The sequence below is a fragment of the Fluviicola sp. genome (genome assembly GCF_030151805.1).
In the GTDB taxonomy this organism is placed as follows: domain Bacteria; phylum Bacteroidota; class Bacteroidia; order Flavobacteriales_D; family Crocinitomicaceae; genus Fluviicola.
Window position 1 is genome coordinate 12,495 of record NZ_JASLCN010000068.1, and the last position, 18,795, is coordinate 31,289.

Annotated in this window: 14 protein-coding genes; 4 read left to right on the forward strand and 10 right to left on the reverse strand. The window is 42.8% G+C overall.

All coding sequences use genetic code 11. The features are described 5' to 3' along the window. Positions 1–4: 4 nt before the first annotated feature. The gene (locus Q1V93_RS02685) at positions 5–1,906 is read right to left on the reverse strand and encodes a class II glutamine amidotransferase (RefSeq protein WP_300661071.1); all 1,902 of its coding nucleotides are present in this window, start codon (positions 1,904–1,906) and stop codon (positions 5–7) included. Positions 1,907–2,077: 171 nt separating this feature from the next. Here Q1V93_RS02685 and Q1V93_RS02690 point away from each other — a divergent pair, with 171 nt between their 5' ends. Further along, positions 2,078–5,977, forward strand: a complete 3,900-nt coding sequence (locus Q1V93_RS02690; protein WP_300661073.1) for a PKD domain-containing protein — start codon at positions 2,078–2,080, stop codon at positions 5,975–5,977. On the opposite strand, the gene Q1V93_RS02695 is transcribed toward Q1V93_RS02690, so the two are convergent. Both Q1V93_RS02695 and mtaB read right to left on the reverse strand, forming a co-directional pair. Continuing rightward, positions 5,961–7,352, reverse strand: a complete 1,392-nt coding sequence (locus tag Q1V93_RS02695) for a glycosyltransferase family 39 protein (RefSeq protein WP_300661076.1) — start codon at positions 7,350–7,352, stop codon at positions 5,961–5,963. The genes Q1V93_RS02690 and Q1V93_RS02695 overlap by 17 nt on opposite strands. Before the next feature lies 1 nt (position 7,353). Then, a complete protein-coding gene (mtaB, locus tag Q1V93_RS02700) occupies positions 7,354–8,661 on the reverse strand; it encodes a tRNA (N(6)-L-threonylcarbamoyladenosine(37)-C(2))-methylthiotransferase MtaB (RefSeq protein WP_300661079.1) in 1,308 nt (435 codons plus the stop codon). Positions 8,662–8,758: 97 nt separating this feature from the next. Here mtaB and Q1V93_RS02705 point away from each other — a divergent pair, with 97 nt between their 5' ends. Together Q1V93_RS02705 and meaB are read left to right on the forward strand one after the other, a co-directional pair. After that, positions 8,759–9,232: a cytidine deaminase gene (locus tag Q1V93_RS02705; protein ID WP_300661082.1), complete on the forward strand. Its 474-nt coding sequence runs from the start codon at positions 8,759–8,761 to the stop codon at positions 9,230–9,232. Between the two features lie 3 nt (positions 9,233–9,235). Further along, complete coding sequence (gene meaB, locus Q1V93_RS02710) at positions 9,236–10,273, forward strand: methylmalonyl Co-A mutase-associated GTPase MeaB (protein WP_300661085.1); 1,038 nt, start codon at positions 9,236–9,238, stop codon at positions 10,271–10,273. A 103-nt stretch (positions 10,274–10,376) separates the two neighbouring features. Here meaB and Q1V93_RS02715 read toward each other — a convergent pair whose 3' ends face one another. From Q1V93_RS02715 to Q1V93_RS02730, 4 genes are all read right to left on the reverse strand, one after another. After that, complete coding sequence (locus Q1V93_RS02715; RefSeq protein ID WP_300661087.1) at positions 10,377–11,384, reverse strand: T9SS type A sorting domain-containing protein; 1,008 nt, start codon at positions 11,382–11,384, stop codon at positions 10,377–10,379. Between the two features lie 90 nt (positions 11,385–11,474). After that, positions 11,475–12,128 (reverse strand): hypothetical protein, encoded by a 654-nt coding sequence (locus tag Q1V93_RS02720; RefSeq protein WP_300661090.1) that lies wholly within the window; start codon positions 12,126–12,128, stop codon positions 11,475–11,477. A gap of 3 nt (positions 12,129–12,131) precedes the next feature. Then, positions 12,132–12,830 carry a LytTR family DNA-binding domain-containing protein gene (locus Q1V93_RS02725; RefSeq protein WP_300661092.1) on the reverse strand — a complete coding sequence of 233 codons (699 nt, stop codon included), beginning with the start codon at positions 12,828–12,830 and terminating at the stop codon, positions 12,132–12,134. Then, positions 12,814–13,869 carry a histidine kinase gene (locus Q1V93_RS02730; RefSeq protein WP_300661095.1) on the reverse strand — a complete coding sequence of 352 codons (1,056 nt, stop codon included), beginning with the start codon at positions 13,867–13,869 and terminating at the stop codon, positions 12,814–12,816. The genes Q1V93_RS02725 and Q1V93_RS02730 overlap by 17 nt, the downstream gene beginning before the upstream one ends. Before the next feature lie 99 nt (positions 13,870–13,968). On the opposite strand from Q1V93_RS02730, the gene Q1V93_RS02735 reads away from it, so the two are divergent. Further along, positions 13,969–14,184, forward strand: coding sequence for an RNA-binding S4 domain-containing protein (locus Q1V93_RS02735; protein ID WP_300661098.1), 216 nt, complete (start codon positions 13,969–13,971; stop codon positions 14,182–14,184). 411 nt (positions 14,185–14,595) lie between these two features. On the opposite strand, the gene Q1V93_RS02740 is transcribed toward Q1V93_RS02735, so the two are convergent. The 3 genes from Q1V93_RS02740 to Q1V93_RS02750 form a co-directional block, all read right to left on the reverse strand. Further along, positions 14,596–15,129: a hypothetical protein gene (locus Q1V93_RS02740; RefSeq protein WP_300661101.1), complete on the reverse strand. Its 534-nt coding sequence runs from the start codon at positions 15,127–15,129 to the stop codon at positions 14,596–14,598. 56 nt (positions 15,130–15,185) lie between these two features. Continuing rightward, positions 15,186–15,710: a 3-hydroxyanthranilate 3,4-dioxygenase gene (locus Q1V93_RS02745; RefSeq protein ID WP_300661104.1), complete on the reverse strand. Its 525-nt coding sequence runs from the start codon at positions 15,708–15,710 to the stop codon at positions 15,186–15,188. Between the two features lie 125 nt (positions 15,711–15,835). Next, positions 15,836–18,795 (reverse strand): T9SS type A sorting domain-containing protein (locus Q1V93_RS02750; protein ID WP_300661107.1); only part of this gene is annotated, 2,960 nt, incomplete at its 5' end.

Consider the following 18,795-nt stretch of genomic DNA (forward strand, 5'->3'; position numbering starts at 1 on the left):
TTGTTTAATAAGCTCGTTCGTTTTTGCCTTCAATATAGTTAATAAAAGCCTTATTCACGACTTTATTTCCTCCCGGTGTCGGGTAATCTCCTGTAAAGTACCAGTCTCCGGTATTTCCCGGACAAGCTCTGTGCAAATCTTCTACCGTTTGGTAAACGATGTTCACTTCTGCTTTGATATTTTCAGGAGTCAGCATCTTTGCAATTTGAGCAGAGATCTCTTCCGGAGCGAAAGGAGCATAAATCTCTTTCACATAATTGACAATCTGTTCTTTCGGAAGTTTTTCCTGCTCTTTTGATTTGCGGTAACATTCGTCGATGATGTGCTGACGACCACTTTCTTTCAACAGGGTAATTGCCGCGTCAAAAGCAATGAAATCGCCCATTTTCGCCATGTCGATTCCATAACAGTCCGGGTAGCGGATCTGCGGAGCGGAAGAAACAACCACGATGCGTTTCGGATCCAAACGATCTAAAATGCGCAGAATGGACTGCTTCAAGGTCGTTCCTCTTACAATACTGTCGTCGATTACAACCAGGTTGTCTTTTCCTCTAACAACCGAACCGTAAGTAATATCGTAAACCTGAGCCACCATATCGTCGCGGGCATCATCCTGTGTAATGAAGGTACGCGCTTTTGCGTCTTTGATTGCGATCTTTTCGATACGCGCTCTGCGGGTCAGGATTTCTTTTAATTGTTCCGGACTTGGTTTTTCATCCAATGCCAGGATTTGCTCGTATTTTTGTTCGTTCAGATAATCCTCCAATCCTTTGATCATTCCGTAGAAACTACCTTCGGCAGTGTTCGGGATGAATGAGAATACGGAGTTATCCAGGTCGTGATCAATTGTTTTCAGGACGTTCGGTACTACAAAGCGTCCCAGATTTTTGCGTTCCTGATAAATATCGTAGTCATTTCCTCTGGAGAAATAGATGCGCTCGAACGAACATTTTTTTACGGCTTTCGGAGTGTTGATTTCTACTTCAGAAACGTTTCCGTTCTTTTTGATAATCAAAGCATGACCCGGAGTCAATTCTTTGATTTCGTCGTATTTCAGGTTGAATGCCGTTTGAATCACCGGTCTTTCGGATGCAACGACACACACTTCTTCGTCTTCGAAGTAAAATGCCGGTCTGATTCCGTTCGGATCTCTTAACACAAAAGCGTCTCCGTGTCCGAATAAACCCGCCATGGCGTATCCGCCATCCCAAACTTCGGAAGATTGTTTCAGAATCTGCGGAATATCAATGTTTTCAGCAACTTTCTGGTAAACATCGTGACTGTTGTAACCCAATGCCTGGTATTTGTGAACCAATTCATCATTGGCAACGTCCAGGAAATGCCCGATCTTCTCCAATACGGTTACCGTATCTGATTTTTCTTTCGGGTGCTGCCCGATTTCCAATAAAACTTCGAAAAGCTCGTCAACGTTTGTCAGGTTAAAATTTCCTGCAACGACTAAATTTCGGGTGATCCAGTTGTTTTGTCTCAGGAACGGATGGCAGTTCTCAATTGAATTCCTACCGAAGGTTCCGTAGCGCAAATGTCCCAGGAATAATTCCCCTGTGAACCCTGCATGTTTCTTCAGGTAAGCAACATCCTTCAATAATTCCGGATTTTCCTCCCCGATTTCGTAAAAGCGTTTGTTGATATGATCGAAGATATCCTGGATCGGTTTCGGATCGATACTTCTGTAGCGTGAAATGTAACGCTCTCCGGGTGCCATGTCTAATTTAATGTTCGCTACGCCTGCACCGTCTTGTCCCCGGTTGTGCTGCTTTTCCATTAAAAGATGAAGCTTGTTTAAACCATAAAAAGCCGTTCCATATTTGTCTACATAGTACTGTAATGGCTTTTTTAATCGAATGAGTGCGATCCCGCATTCATGTTTAATTGCATCGCTCATGGGCTCAAAAATCTGTGTGCAAATTTACGGAATCTAAATCGATTCAGTGAAGAAATGTTACATCAAAAAACAACTTTTTATTGATATCTTAGTCTATGTATTTAGAGGGCTGATTCTTCAGGATTTAGCAGCTTGTTATTTAGTTGATTTTCTTTTTTGTAATTTAGATTTATGTCTCGACTGATGTTGGTATTCCTGCTATTGAGTTCGTGCGCTGTTTTGGCGCAGGAATCAGCAGTTACTTTGCGTCCGAATCGGGGACAGTGGGATTCCAGAATCGACTATTCTATTGGGCTTCAGAGCGGAAACATGTATCTGGAGCAATCCGGATTCACGTATTTTTTCTATAAGTTTGAAGGACATAATCACGATGCGCCGGAACCCGGACACGAACCGGACATAACGGGATATTGTGTGAAATCCGTCTTTTTGAATGCACAGACATCAAACAGCATCAAAGAATCGAAGCAGCAGGCTTATTACAGGAATTATTTTTTAGGATCCGATCAGACCAAATGGAGATCGGAAGTGCATGATGTTCAGGAGGTGCGTTATGAAAATAAGTACCCGAATATTGATTTACTGGTTTCAACAACGGATGACCACGCAAAATATTCCTGGATCGTTTTGCCGGGTGGAAATCCGAATGCGATTCAATGGAAGTATGAAGGAGCTCAAAAAATCAATGAACTCGAATCCGGAGAATTGCGTATAGATCACGGGTTGGGATATTTTATTGAAGGAAAACCCATTGCGTGGAAACTGTTTAACGGAAAAAAAAGCCCGTTGAAAGTAAGTTATAAGATTGAGAACGAAATACTTTCTTTTGAATTGAAAGGACCTTATACCAGTTCGGATACGATTGTGATTGATCCTTCTTTGACCTTTTCAACGTTTACAGGATCACTTGCAGATAACTGGGGTTTTACGGCAGCGCCGGATCCTTCAGGGAATTTATATGCCGGCGGTATTGTCTTCGGAAGCGGATATCCGGCTACTGCGGGTGTGGTGAGCGGGACATTCAATGGTGGAACGTCAACGGACGGAGCACCGGCTTCAAGCCCTTTATCGAAAGGATTTGATGTTTCGATTTCAAAGTTTAACGGAACAGGAACAACATTTATCTTTTCGACCTATGTGGGTGGTTCATCCAATGAAACACCGCATTCGATCGTTTCCGATGCACAAGGCAATATGTACCTGCTGGGAGTTACTTCTTCCGCGAATTTCCCGACATTGACAACCTGTTACGATCATACGTTCGGAGGTGGTCCAACGGTGAGTCCGGATAACCTGAAATTTAACGGTTCTGATATTTATGTCGTGGAATTGAACCCTACCGGGACAAGTATTTTGGCTTCCACCTATGTGGGAGGATCCGGAAACGACGGAATAAGCTTTGGGACTTTGCAATACAATTACGGAGATAACTTCAGGGGAGAAATTATTGTGGATCAGAACTTCGTTTATTTCTCCAGTGTGACCCAATCAACCGATTTCCCGGTCGTTCTCGGAACTCAGACCAGTTTGAACGGGTCTCAGGATGCGGTTGTCGTTAAAATGAACAAAAACCTGACAAATATTGTTTGGTCGAGTTATTACGGCGGCTCTTCCGATGAAACCGGAAATGGAATTCAACTCTCGTCAAACGGAAGTTTGTATGTGGTTGGAGGAACAAATTCCAGTAACCTGAATTTAGGAGCCGGGGGTTGGGATCCGGGTTATAATTCGGGCAGAGATGGTTTCGTGACGCGATTTGATGTCGCTACAGGAGCTGTATTGAACGGAACGTATATCGGAACTTCTGATTACGATCAAAGCTATTTCGTCCAGGTAGATGAGGACAACGATGTTTATGTACTGGGACAAACTGCGGGAAACTGGACGATTACTTCCGGGTGCTATGGAAACAACAATTCCGGGCAGTTTATTATGAAATTGAATCCTTCCCTGACGACTCAATTGTGGGTAACAACGGTTGGTTCGGGCTCCGGAAATATTGAAATTTCCCCGACTGCTTTCCTGGTTTCGAATTGCAAGGATATTTACGTGTCGGGCTGGGGTGGATCGGTAAATTCCCAGAACAGCCAGGCAACAACCAGCTCTTCGAGCAATTTCCCGGTCACATCCGATGCTTTTCAACCGACTACCAACGGAAGTAATTTCTGGGTTGCTGTTTTAAGTGAAAATGCTGCTACGTTAAAGTATGCAACATATATCGGCGGAGTTTCTTCCTCGTATAATCATGTGGATGGCGGAACAAGCCGCTTTGACAAGAACGGAAATATTTATCATGCCGTATGCGGCGCCTGCGGAGGAAATAATTTCGGGTTTACAACAACTCCCGGAGTAATCGGACCTCAGAACCTGAGTGTCAATTGTAACCTGGCGGCATTCAAATTTGAATTGAGCACCATAGATGCAGCTGTTGCTTCGCCTGATCCGCTGGTTTGTCTTCCTGATCCGGTTGTTTTCAATAACAACAGTGCAAACGGAAATGATTTCGAATGGAATTTCGGCGACGGAACAACGTCAACGGATGTGAATCCTTCTCATGTTTACAGCAGTCCGGGGCAATACACGGTTACTTTGGTGGTGAAAGATACAGCGCAATGTTTTGCTCCTGACTCCATTCAGTTTATTGTAAATATCGGGGATTTTAACGGTGGTGTTGTGAACCCCAATGTGAGTACCTGTGCAAACGTTCCGGTGCACCTTGAAGCCTTTGGCGGATCGGTTTATCATTGGGAGCCTGCTCAGTTTTTGAATAACCCGGGCATTGCGAATCCGGTGGCAACTGTGAGTCAGAATACAAACTTTTCGTGCATCATTTCCGATAGTTGTGGTGTAGATACGGTTTTTGTTCAGGTCAATGTCCTGGCAGGAGCTCTGGATCTTTCCAGCGATACTGCGATTTGTATTGGAAGCGCGGTTCATTTATTTGCCAACGGACTTGCCCAGGTTACCTGGAGTCCGTCAACATACCTGGATGATCCGTCGAGTTTTACACCAACTTCAACTCCTTTGCAATCAATTACCTATTCGGTTAGCGGAACCACTGCAGACGGTTGTCAGCTCAACGGATCGGTTCATATTCATGTCGATACGAGCTTGCCGGATCCGGTGATAGCGGATAGTTTGACTTACTGTGTAGGCGGTTCCGGAACTGTAACGGTTTCCGGTGCAACGTCCTATGAATGGTCACCGTCAACGAATATTGCGCCAACGAGTGGTTCTCTGGTTACAATCAATACGCCGGTGAGTCAGTATTACTATTGTGATTTCATCAATGCCTGCGGAACGGTTCGCGACAGTATTTACGTACGAATCAACGTGCCGAATGTGCTTGCAGGAAATGATACAACGATTTGTCCGGGAGAAATTGCCCAACTGCATGCTTCGGGAGGAATTTCCTATGCCTGGTCTCCGAATCCTTACGGTATGCTTCATTCTAACGGATCCCAGATTCTGGTTAAACCGAATGTATCGACCAAGTATATTGTAATAGGAACGGACGAGTACGGCTGTAAAGATACAGCATCGGTGATGGTGAATTTGTTCCCTTCGCCATTTGTGCAAACAAACCCGGATGTGTATGCTGTTTTCGGGGAAACCGTTCAATTGAGTGCAACTTCTAATACAGCGATTAGTTATGTATGGAGTCCGGCGGAATATTTGTCCTGTAATGTGTGTCAGAACCCGGTAACACAGCCGGATAAACCGATGACTTTCATCGTTACGGTGTTTGATGCCAATGGTTGTTCGGCTTCTGATCCGGTGCATATTTATTACGATGCGATCATTTATGTGCCGAATACCTTTACTCCGAACCAAAATGGTACAAACGAGATGTTCTTCGCATTAGGTGTCAACATCAAAGATTTCAAACTGGAGATCTTCAATCGCTGGGGAGAACTGATTTACAGCGGCGATGCCTTGTCTCAGATGTGGGACGGAAATTATGCCGGTTTGCCTTCTCCTGATGGTGTTTATACCTGGAAAATCGAATACGGTGAAATCGTTTCAGCTGAACGGCATCAAATCGTAGGGCATGTTAATTTGCTGAGATAACCGGATTCTTGTAAACCACCAATCCGCATTCTCTTATGTGGGACAGTAAGTGTTTTTTTCCTTTGATGTTTTTCCAAACGGCCGGATCTGAAAATTGGATAAAATTGTACTCCGTTGAATCGTTGATTCCGTCTCTGAATACTGCATGGACCGGAACCTGGTATTCCGACCTGTAATAATTGATCATCGGCTCGTAGATCCACGTGCAACTGATTGTGTGGGTTGTCTTGTCGCGAATATCGTTTTTGACAAGCAACATTCCTTCTTTTACATGCCGGTCTTCCGGCCAGGTAATGGTTTGACTGAGATTGATCGTGAAGAGATTCAAAGAAGCAAATCCCCATGAAAGGGTTAGAATCACAACCCGGAATAATTTAAAGCGGATTCCGTCAAAATTGAGCAGTAAGGCAAGAAGAATAACCGGATACAAATAAAGCGTCGAACGACCGATCGGGTAAAGCGCATCAAACAACAAGTGCTCCAGGAAAAGTGCAAGAACGATGGATGTTAAAACGACTAAAGCAATGATTCCGGGGTTGAACCATTGTTTTTTTCTGAAAGCCACTACGATAGCGGTCAGAATTGAAATGTAAAGCAAGTAGCGCAACACGATCAGTTCTTTGAACCCTTCCAACAGATACAGGCCGGAAAAAAACAGATTATCAATCGTCAGGCTTAAGCGCCCCGAGCCGTAGTACAATTCATTTTTATTTTTGAGGAAAAACAACTGATCGAGGGAGAAAAACAAGGTCATTGCGCAAACGAGTGTTATTCCGGAAAGCCAGATGATCCAGTGTTTCGGTTTGGTGAGAACCAGGTTCAGCAATACCAAAGCCAACGCAATTAAAAAGTAGTTGAGCGTATTCAGATTTGAAGCCAGTGCTAAAATGGCAAAACCCATTGCGAAAGCGTGGTTGTTGCCGCTTTTGTTTTCGTTGGATTGGTAAATCCTGAAAAGATAATAGAGTGAAGCAGTGATAAATGCCAAAGACATTCCGTAGCCTCTGCACAGTGAAAAGAAATCAAGCACAAACGGATTTCCGCAAAGCAGCAAGATCAAAGCAATCTGAGTAAAAGAAGATGACAAAAACGTTTTGGCAATCCGGTAGAGATAAAACCAAAAAATGGCAAATGAAAGGATATTCGGAAGTCTGAGAACAAATTCCTTTGCTCCGAACAACGATGCGAAAAAAGCACTTAAATGGGTGTTCAGCCAATGGTGATTTGCCGTTTCCCGGAGAATTTCATCGCCCTGAATGATTTTATACGTCAATGCTTCGTCGTGTGTGATTCCAAGCGAAAACCCACGGATGATCACATAACTGAAAACGAGTAGAAAGCTGAGGTAGTAGGTTATTTGAACGCTTCTGGTCATTCTAAATGAATTCACATTTTAGAACACCGTCCCGGTCAATTTCCGTCAGCTGAACCTGCTGCATCTGGTTTACCAATTCCAGATTATACGGTGTTTTTACTTTTACGTAGTTTTCCGTGAATCCGTACATGATTCCTTCATCTTCTTCCGCTTCAAACAAAACGGTTCTTTTCGACCCGACTTGTGATTCGTAAAATGCGCGTTTCTTTTTATCGGATAAAATGTGCAGTTGTTTGCTGCGCTGCGCTCTTACCTGGTTCGGAACAGGATCTCCGAGCTTCACAGCCGTTGTATTTGCCCGTTCGGAATACGTGAATACATGTAAATAAGAAACGTCCAAATCTTTCAGGAAATCAACTGTTTCCATGAATTCTTCGTCTGTTTCACCCGGAAAACCAACAATTACATCTACTCCGATGGCACAATCCGGACGCAGACTTTTGATATGCTGCACGCGTTCCACATACAGTTCGCGTAAGTATTTTCTGCGCATCGCTTTCAGCAAACGGTCGCTTCCTGATTGCAGCGGAATATGAAAATGGGGAACAAAGCGTTTGGAATCTTCCAATGTGAATTGAATGATTTCATTGCTCAATAAATTCGGTTCGATGGAAGAAATCCGGTAGCGGTCAATTCCGTCTACTTCGTCCAGGGCTTTTACCAGTTCAAAGAAGTTTTCGTCATTTCCTTGCCCAAAATCACCGATGTTTACCCCTGTTAAAACGACTTCTTTGATTTTCGTATCTGCAATTTTCTGAGCTTCCAATACCGTTTCGCTGATAGTGGCATTTCTGCTTTTTCCACGAGCCAAAGGAATTGTACAGAAGGTGCAGAAGTAATCACAACCATCCTGAACTTTCAGGAAAGACCGTGTGCGGTCTCCCATGGAATGCGAAGGAATGAAGCTGGTTGTTTGTTTGATGTTTTCAAATTTCACCACGGCTTTTTCCTGCTCTTCTTTTTCGCGGGCTTCGAGGTGTTCAACGATATTGAACTTCTCATTTGCTCCTAAAACCAAAGATACTCCCGGAATTTGGGCAATTTCCGTTGGTTTCAATTGTGCGTAACACCCGATAATTGCAACATATACTTCCGGATTGATTTTTTTTGCTCTGCGAACCAATTGTTTGCATTTTTTGTCTGCATTTTCGGTTACGGAGCAGGTGTTAATTACCAAAATATCAGGAGTTTCCTCGAAATCAACCTTGGCAAATCCGGCGTTTTCAAAAAGTCTGGAAATAGTGGATGTTTCTGAGAAATTCAGTTTGCATCCGAGGGTGTAAAAAGCGACTTTTTTAAACTGTTGCATTTTTTTGCAGAATTGAGGGCACAAAGATAGACAATTTCGAGTGTTCACAAAAATACAGGTGTAAGTATTAACTATATTTGTTAGACGATACAAGAGCATGAAAAAGCAATTAACGATTAATTACGAGTGGTTGAATCACTGGAAGGAACTTCCTGAATCCGACTATATTCTGATAGAAAAAGCTTATGAAGCGGTGAAAGACGCGTATGCTCCGTATAGTCATTTCAAAGTCGGGGCGGCGGTTTTACTGGAAGACGGCACAATCATCAAGGGAAATAACCAGGAAAACATTGCTTATCCGAGCGGATTATGTGCCGAGCGCGTAGCCTTGTTTTATGCGGGAGCAAATTACCCGGATTCGACTGTGAAAACCATTGTGGTATTGGCCCAGGGAGATTTGATCGCTTCAGATGAATGCGTTTCTCCTTGCGGTTCGTGCAGACAGGTTATTGCTGAGTCGGAATCCCGCCAGGAAGAAGATATCCGCATCATTTTGATCGCACAGGATGGAAAAACGTGGATTTTTAACAGCATTAAGGATATTTTAGTATTCCCTTTCGGAGTAAAATAAACGATGAACGAAAAGCGCTTGAAAGAATGGCTTTCCTCGCGAAAGCGAGTTCGGGAAACCCGGACGCCGGATTTGTTGTTCGAAGCAATTCGCAAAGGAGATCGGACTGCTTTGAGCGGAGCGATTACATTGTTGGAAAGCACGCGTGAAAAAGACCAGGAAACAGCCAAAGAGTTGATTCGAAGATGTCTTCCGTTTTCAGGAAATGCGATTCGGATTGGAATTACGGGAGTGCCGGGAGTGGGGAAGAGCTCTTTTATCGAAAAATTCGGAAAAACCGTTTTGGAATCGCGCAAAAAAGTAGCTGTTCTGGCGATTGATCCGAGCAGCGAGCGCACAGGCGGCAGTATTTTGGGAGATAAAACCCGGATGGAAACCTTGTCGCAAAATGAACGCGTTTTTATCCGGCCTTCTGCGGCGGGAAATACGCTTGGAGGAGTTGCCCGCAAAACACGGGAAACCATTATTCTTTGTGAAGCTGCCGGCTTTGATGTCATCCTGATTGAAACGGTTGGAGTGGGGCAGTCGGAAATTATGGTTCATTCCATGGTTGATTTCTTCCTGTTGTTGCTCTTGGCCGGGGCCGGAGATGAATTACAAGGAATTAAGCGCGGGATCATGGAAATGGCAGATGGTTTGGCTGTTACCAAATCGGACGGAGATAATGTGCAAAAAGCAAAACTGGCTTCGCGGGAATTGAAAAATGCAATTCACTTGTTTCCTCCAACTTCAAACGGATGGATTCCGGAAGTAAAAACCTGCAGTTCTCTGCAAGAAACCGGCGTGGATGAGGTTTGGGAAATGATCGAACGCTTTGAGCGGCATACCAAACTGAACGGAAGTTTTGATGCGAAGCGCAAACACCAGGATTTGAACTGGATGCACGAAACCCTCAAAGATTTATTGCTTCAAGGGTTGTGGTTTCAGGATAAAATGAGAGACTTCATCGAAGCGAAAGAAGCAGAAGTGGAGAATGGAAATAGTTCCGCTTTTCAAGCTGCCGAAGAAATTTATCGCCTCTACAGAAACATCAATCAATAATGATAGGTTTGTTTAAACCGTGATTTTAGAAAGAGATGATGCAAATGTTCAAATTTGACTTTAAACCTTTTGAACCATTTCAACTTTTTTGAACTAACTTGTTTTACTTAACAATCATTCTGTCGGACTTCTCAAAAGTCCCGTTTTGATTCTCCACGATTACCTTGTACATATAAATTCCCGTAGACAATGTTCCCCGGTCAAAGAAAAGGGTATGTTTTCCACTTGCCAGGTTTTCCGATACGGGTTTTGAAATCAAACGCCCATTCAAATCCATGATTTGGAGAGAAACTTTCGAATCTGAACGAAGCGTTATTGCAAAATATCCCCGGTCTTCTACCGGATTCGGATAAACCGTTGTGAGATCGAAATCCGGTGTTGTTAAATCTTCAATGCCTAAAACCGGTCCGTTTACGCGGATTTCATGTGTTAGGGCATAGCCGTTTGCAACCGAACCCGTTAAAGAACCCATTTCGGAGTTGGTACTGTCGTCACTGAATACATTGTCGCTTGTGTTGTAGGTATATCCGTTCATTCCTTTGGTGTAGCCGTTTGCGGTTGAAGCATTGACCAATTCCACAGCGCTTCCGCTTCCTTCCGGAAAAGATATTTGCGTTACCAAAAGAGAAGTTCCCGCTGCGTTGTAAATGTGCACATGAATGTGTGTTGCCCGGCCGGTGTACCATCCCGGAAAAATCGAAACGAAATTCACTTCCCCGTTCGCATCCGTGGTTTGTCTTCCCCGCAGGAAATGGTAGCTGGTATAATCCGTTGGCTGCATTCCCGTTCCGCCGTATTCCGAATAGTTTCCGTCTTTGTCGCAATGCCAGATGTCTACAATTGCACCTTGCAGCGGATTACAATCGTTGTTGTTGTTCCGGATTTTGATGTTAATCGTAAATGCCACTCCGGTTCTGTCTCCGACAATGCTTGTTTGTACCAGAGAAGCCGGATTGATCGTTGGGAAGGGGCCCGCAGTTTCGGAAGGGGAAACAATACAATTTGCCTTTTCGTCATCTTCTGTTCCGGGTTTGCTTCCCAAAGTAGCCGGAGCGATAGCAGCCATTCCAAGCAGGCTGACACCACTGATTAAAAACTTCTTACGATCCATAGATTTGTTTCATTAAGGTACAAATCAAAAATATGGAAGTGTTTTATGCGAAACTAATTTCTGCGGTAAAGAGCCGGTTTTCTGAGGAGTTTAAAATGAAAGAACGAGGATTACTCCATTTTCCGAAAGTGCTTCGAATTCCAGGTGTCTGCAATTCAGGATTAAAAGGCTGTCGTTTGTTTCCATGAGGCGATTTTGAACTTCAAATGCGCCGTTTATAATGGTAACAAAGGTTTTGGTGTGTGAAGCAATATTGATTTCCCTGTCTTTTCTGCCATCAAAAACACCGATCGACAGTTTTGCTTCCGGAGATTCATAGCAGGGAATCAGCTTGTTTCGGTGATCGGGAAGGAAGGAAAGAACAGAAAGGTGTTCGGTGTCGTAACTTAATTGAATCACGTAAAACCGGGAGAGCTCATCCGGAAAGCAATTACTGATTTGAACCTGTTGATCGGGACTGAGCACAAAAAGTTCTTGCGGATGAATTTTAAACGTTTGCTGCCGGGCATGGACGGAAAGTTCTCCTTCGATGGGTAAAACAAACAGCGAGTCGTTTTGACTGAACAATTCCAGCTGTTTTTCGCCTGAAAGGTAGTGTTCTGAAAACTGTGTCAGAATTCCAACCGGATGCCGGGATTCGTGGAAATAACCGCCTTCGTTGAATGTTATAAAACTGGTTTGCTGATTTCCTTTGATCGTTCCCCGAAGATCACTTTTGAAAAGCTGATAGAATTCTTCTGACATGTTTTACTGGTTGTTTAGAGCGTTCAAAAAGGCTTCTTTGTATTGAATACTTACCGGAAATTCTTTTTCGCCGATGACCACTTTGTTCTTTTGATAGCTGTTGATCTTGTTCAGCGCAATGACATAGGAACGATGAATGCGCATAAACCGGGATTCGGGTAATTCCTGCGTAAAGGCTTTCAGGGTATTCCGGAAGGTAATGGAATCCTGATTTACCAGGTTAATGGTGATATTGTCGTCGAGGCTTTCAATGTACAGGATCGAATCCAATTTGATTTTTCGATTGGAGTAATTCACTTTTACCACGATTTCTTCTTCGATCTTTTTCAGCGATTCCAGCTCAATGATCCGGATTGCTTTTTCGATTGCCTGGTTGAAGCGTTCAACGGAATAGGGTTTCAGAATATAGTCGACGGCTGAAAGATTGAATCCTTCGATGGCAAATTGCTCGAAAGCGGTTGAAAAAATGATCTTCAAATGATCCGGGCATTTTTTGGCAAATTCCAAACCGCTCATTCCCGGCATTTCGATATCCAGGAAAAGAACATCTACCTGGTTTTTGGAAATAAAATCCAGGGCTTTTTGAGGGCTGTTGAATCCTTCCAAAAATTGAAGATGAGGAATTCCCGAACAAAAACGTTCAATCAGGCGGATGGAAGGAGCTTCATCATCAATTGCAATTAAACTATACTGTCTGGTCATTTTTCAGTTCGATTTCTAAGGTTACCTGAAAATCCTGTGTGTTTTCCTGAATTTCCAACCGGTGCTTGCCCGGAAAAAGCAGGTTCAGTCTCTCTTTTGTTTTGGTCAATCCCAGTTTTTGAGTTAAAAGCAGGTTTTCTCCTGCATGATTATTTTTTCGGTTAAAGGTTGTAAGTGTTATTTTATTTCTGTCCAACAGGATTTGAATTTTGATCGGAGATGCTTTATCCGGATGGATTCCGTATTTGAACACGTTTTCGATAATTGGCATCATTAAAAAGGGCGAAATCTGGATGTTTGATTTCACTTCCGGGATGTCAATTTCCCAATCGGAATCATTCTCAAAACGCAAATTCTGCAGGTCGATGTATTGTTTGCAAAAACGCAGATCATCACTCAACAGAACGGTTAAAGAACCATCCGTTTTCAATAAATACCTCAGGATTTCCGAAAGTTCCAAAATGTATTGGGGTGTTTTCTGGGGTTCTAAAATGGAAATCGAGTAGATGTTGTTCAGACTGTTGAACAAAAAATGCGGTTGTAGTTGGTATTTCAGGTTTTGTAATTCTGCCTGGTATTTGTCCAGTTCAATTTGTTTCGTTTTTCTGTTGAAACCCAGGGAAACGGAAAACAATAAAACCAACAGAAAAGGCACAATCAGGTTGATATACGGATAGAAGTCGAAGGGAGGCGGTCGATGAAGTTGGTGGTTTGTCGCAACATTCTCCGAACCAAAAGGCCGAGGCAGCGGATTCGGAAATAAAAAATGTTCGAATGCAATAATGACTGCAAAGCATCCGCAAACCCAAAGAACGTACAAAGCGTACTTTTTTTTGAAGAAGTATTTCGGAAGGATGAGGTAATAATTCAGGTAGAAAAAGCAGATCACCAGCAGGTAGCCCACAAAGATTTTCAGGAAGGGTGGGACACGAAAAATATCCGCAGTATAATTGAAATCCGGGGAAGAAATGACCGGAATGCTGAGGAAAAGCAAAATGAGTAAGCTGTGGACCAAAAGGACTTTCCAGGAAAATTTCATGGACGAAAATTTGCGTTCAAGGTACAAAAATCATTGACGTGATGGATATTGTGTTGACAAGAGATTCCCTGAAAGCGGTTTTAAACTTACCTTTGCGCTATGGAAGAAATTGAATTTACAATCAATGGCGAATACATCGAATTGCTCGGATTGTTGAAGGTTGTCGGGATTGCTCAAACCGGTGGACATGCGAAGATGATCGTGGAGGATGAGGAAATTATGCGGAATGGTGAATTGGAGACGCGAAAGCGTGCTAAGTTGATTGCAGGGGATGTGATTGAGGTCGGCGGGGAAGTGCGGATTATTCTGAAATAATCATCTCAGATTCGAAAATATGGACGTAATATTGCGGAATTACGCCCAACTAAGTATTGAATCAACCCCTTGTTTTTACTGAGTTTAGAGTCTTTTATTCTGAATTCAAACACAAAACCCGGACGTAATATTACGAACAGCTCAATTGCTGATTTCCAATATACTTTCTTTAAAATAATGTTTTGTACGAAAGTTCTGGTGATTTGATTTTTTCTTTCTGGTAAGAAGTTGAATCAGTTCAAAAGTTTAAAAGGTTCAATGTGAACTTTTGAACTCTTTCGATCTCATGTTATTCATTACTGCGCCGAATAAAATTCAGCATCACCTATCTTTTCGTGCACTGTATAAAACAAAAATCCCCGGCATTTCGACTTCGCTCAATGACCGGGGATTTGATTTTTTATATCAGTATCAAAATAACTCCTGTAATTCTTTTCTCAGGTATTCAACCGTAATTTCTGTGGGAAGTTTTCCTACTTCGGCAACGATTTCGAAAATCTTACCTGCCAGATCCGTTGAAAGTGCCGTAGCATCCATTTGATTTCCGGCTAAATTGATGATTTTGATCGTTTCTTCTTTGGAATTACGAACCATATCCCACGCCTGAGGGGAGATAAACATTTGTTGAGAAACGTTGTGGTCATATTCTTCGCGAATTGCCTGAAGTAACTCAGTCTGAAGCTTGCGCGCAGGAAGTCCTGCATTGTGCAGGCGCATCACCAAACTTCCCGGATGAATGCGTTCCATTAAAAGTGCAGCTCTTTGATAAGCTTCTACACGCATGGGAAGGAAGTGTTTCTGACGTTCTTTCTTTAATTCGATTTGAGCGGCTCTGATTTCGCGATCACCTGTTTTTTTCAGGAATAAGTAAGCCATAAGCAATACTCCGCCTGCAGAAATGATGGAAATGAGAATGGGGAAAATAATTCCGATAAAAAGTTGCATAGATTTCGTTTTTCTGGATAATTCGTTTTTTTGGTAAAAGTAACAATTGACCTGAATTAAATAAACTTCGGATCTGCTTCCATTTTATGACCGCATGCCGTGCAGGTTCTCATTTCTTCAGAAGTGTAGAACTCTTTGAAACGCGGGAGAAAATCTTTCTCAATATTATCCAGTTTGAATCGGTATTGCTTCAATTCATGATTGCATTTTTCGCAGAACCAGAATAATCCGTCCTGCATATCTGTATTTTTCCGGACACGCTCAATCACTAATCCAACGGTATTTTCCCCACGACGTGGATTGTGCGGAATTCTGGCAGGAAGCAGGAACATTTCTCCTTCTTTGATCACAATGTCTTTTGCCTTTCCTTCATGCTGAATTCCGACGGTGATATCTCCTTCAATCTGGTAGAAAAGCTCTTCACTTTCATTGTAGTGATAATCTTTTCGTGCATTCGGACCACCAACGATCATGACGATGAAATCACCCGCTTCTTTATATAGGTTCTTGTTTCCAACAGGAGGTTTCAATAACTCCCTGTTTTCTTCAATCCATTGATGTAAATTAAAAGGCATTAACATATTCTGTGTTTTTATCAAAAGTACCAAATGAATGAGCTATTTGCAAGAGCGTTACATAAAAAGAAAAACCCCGATCCCGTTTGCACGGAATCAGGGTTCTTTCTTAAATGAGATTAAAACTGATCTTATTGAATCACTACTCTGAATACTTTTTCAGCATCATTGCTTGACAATTTGAAGAAGTATGTACCTCTTTGAACTTCTTTCAGGTCAATGATGTTTGTACCCAAAGCGATGCTGTTCGTACTTGTTTGAATCGTGCGGCCATTTACATCCATCACAATCAAATCAAAGTTTCCTGTAGAGAACGTAGATTCAACATATACCAATCCTGTTGAAGGGTTCGGGTAAATGTTTACTGCTTCCAATGCATTTTCATCAACAGACAACCAGTTACAGTTTGTAACGGATACCACCACCAAAGCTGTATCGTTCGGACAAACTCCGTTTCCTGAGATATAATGGTAGTTGTACTGGCCAGGGAAGTTCGCCGTAGTAACTTGCGAATTCGGAAGCAATACAGCAGATGGATCACGCCAGCTACCGTTCAAATCAGTATTTCCGTTCAATCCTGCCAACAAATCGATCGGTTGGTTTTTACAAGCAGGAATTGCTCCGTCCTGCCCTGCATTTGAAGGAGGGAAGATTTTCACCTGGGAAATGATTGAATCATATGCACAACCATCCGTTACACGGTATTGGAAGTTAAATGTTTGGTAAGCCAGTCCGTTTGTATTAAACAACGAATCATTCATGATACTTGCGTTTACTGCAGGAATGGAAGAAGACCATGTACCGTTTAAATCAAACCCATTGATTGTCGTATACAGGTCAACAATGTTTCCGGTACACACATTTGTGACCGAATTTGCAGATCCGCTTTCCAGAACGATTGCAGATACTTTCAAACTGAAGTTTCCGGAAGCCGCATCAAACTTGTCATACATGATGTAGTAAGTTGTTCCCGGAGTCAATCCACAAATGGTAAAGTTCGGAGCAAGACTTGTACCACCGATCGCATCGTCGTTAGCCGCTTTCAATGTGAAGGTATTGAAGTCTGCACAGTTAGTCGTTGTGTATACCGCAGCCTGACCGTTGTAATTGATTGCTGTAGAGTTAACTCTTACAGATCCTGATGGCGGAGCAACGAATGAATACCACAAGGTACCGTTCAACGTTGAGTTTACCCATCCTGTAGTTGTTTGAGCACCTGTTGCAGGAGGAGCAATGGCTGTTTCATTCAGAGAGACAGTTGCGCCTACATTGTTAAATGTATATGTCTGACCCAATTGCAGGGCTTCCTTCGCACAAACAAGGTCATTCGTAATTGGCATTACAATCGTGAAAGGACCTGAGAATGCAGAAGAATCAGTAGTACAAACCGCCTGTACATATACATCGTATACACCTGAACCCATTAAGTTCACATTTGAAACCGTATCTGTAAAGTTTATTCCGTTTGCTGTAATAGAAGGAACGGAATACAACGGGAATCCTGTCATTCCGTACTGAATTTTGAATGATTGGATAGGATGCACGTTTTGTGTCCAGCTCCATGTTAACATCAATGAATCAGGAGCAGATGTTCCTGTAACTCCAACTGGAAGACTACAAGCAGATTGGTTGATTACAATCAATTTTGAATCAACATAGTTACCGTAAGGAGCCGGTCCGCAAGCGGTAATAACTCCTGCTTCACTCATAGCGATTCTCATGCGGTAGCTACCTGCAAGTTGTCCTGCCGGAACAGGGATCACACCGTTATAAGGAGCAACTGCATAACTTGTAGTTGCAAAAATAGTTTCTCCTGCATCTGCAAAATCACCATCATTATTCCAGTCAACCCAGCAATAATAGTAATTAGAAGCTGTTGAAGAGGATTCTATTTTCACGTTTACGTTAAATCCAGGGAACTGTGTACAAGAATATGTGTTGTACATGTCATTGTATGCAGTGTAAGAGGCTGCCGTGTAAACAAAATTAGAAACACCGTTGGTTGTCGTAATTTTATTCATGTAATAAGAAGTACTGCTACTGCCTCCTGTAGGCGTACAAGGAGAACCACATGCACCTGATGCAGTTACGGCTACAGTATTCGAGATTGTTGAATCCGCAGGACTTCCTGCACATTTAACTACCAGGAATAAGTTTGCATTTGCTGCTACAGAATAAGTATACGTTGGATTGGTTGCTCCGGCAATCGCACTTCCATTCAGGTACCACTGATACGTATAGTTGTTTGTCAGGATCGGTGTTAAAGAAGAGGATAATTGGACAAGAGATCCAATACAAGCATTTAACGGTCCTGCCGGTGTTACATTCACTGCTGTCGGAGCACCTGTACATGGAGAAGGAGTACCAACTACCAATTTAACGTCAACATAGTTTCCGTAAGGAGCCGGTCCGCAGACAGTAATAGCTCCTGCTTCACTCATAGCAAATCTCACGCGGTAATCACCTGGCGCCTGTCCGGCAGGAATAGGAATTACACCGTTGTAAGGAGCAACAGCATAGCTTGTAGTTGCAAAAATAGTTTCTCCTGCATCTGCAAAATCACCGTCATTGTTCCAGTCTACCCAGCAATAGTAATAATTACTTGCTGTAGAAGAAGAACCGATTGTTACATTCACGTTAGTTCCCGGAAGCTGTACTGCTGAAGTACTGTTGTATGCATTGACATATGCAGAGTAAGAAGATGCGGTATATGTAAAGTTTATAAGAGCTCCGGAAGTAGCAATGTTGTTCATGTAGTAAGTTGTGCTGCTTCCACCTGCTGCAGGTGTACAGTAACATTGGCTTGGAGTGTTTTGTCCTACTGAAATGACATTTGATGTATCGGCGCTTCCACCTGAACAAGTCACGATACAACGGTAATCCGTTGCAGCAGTTTGGTTCGCAATAGCGTAAGATATATTCGTGGCACCAATGATATCAGCAAATGTACTTGCTCCTTGCGGTGAACTTTGCCATTGATAAGTAATACCTGATGCTGCTGTAGCACCTGTAAGCGAGATGTTGAAAGGAACGTTCAAACATGCATTGGCAGTAGAAGCGGACGCCGTTCCTGCTGATGGAGTACCCGTAC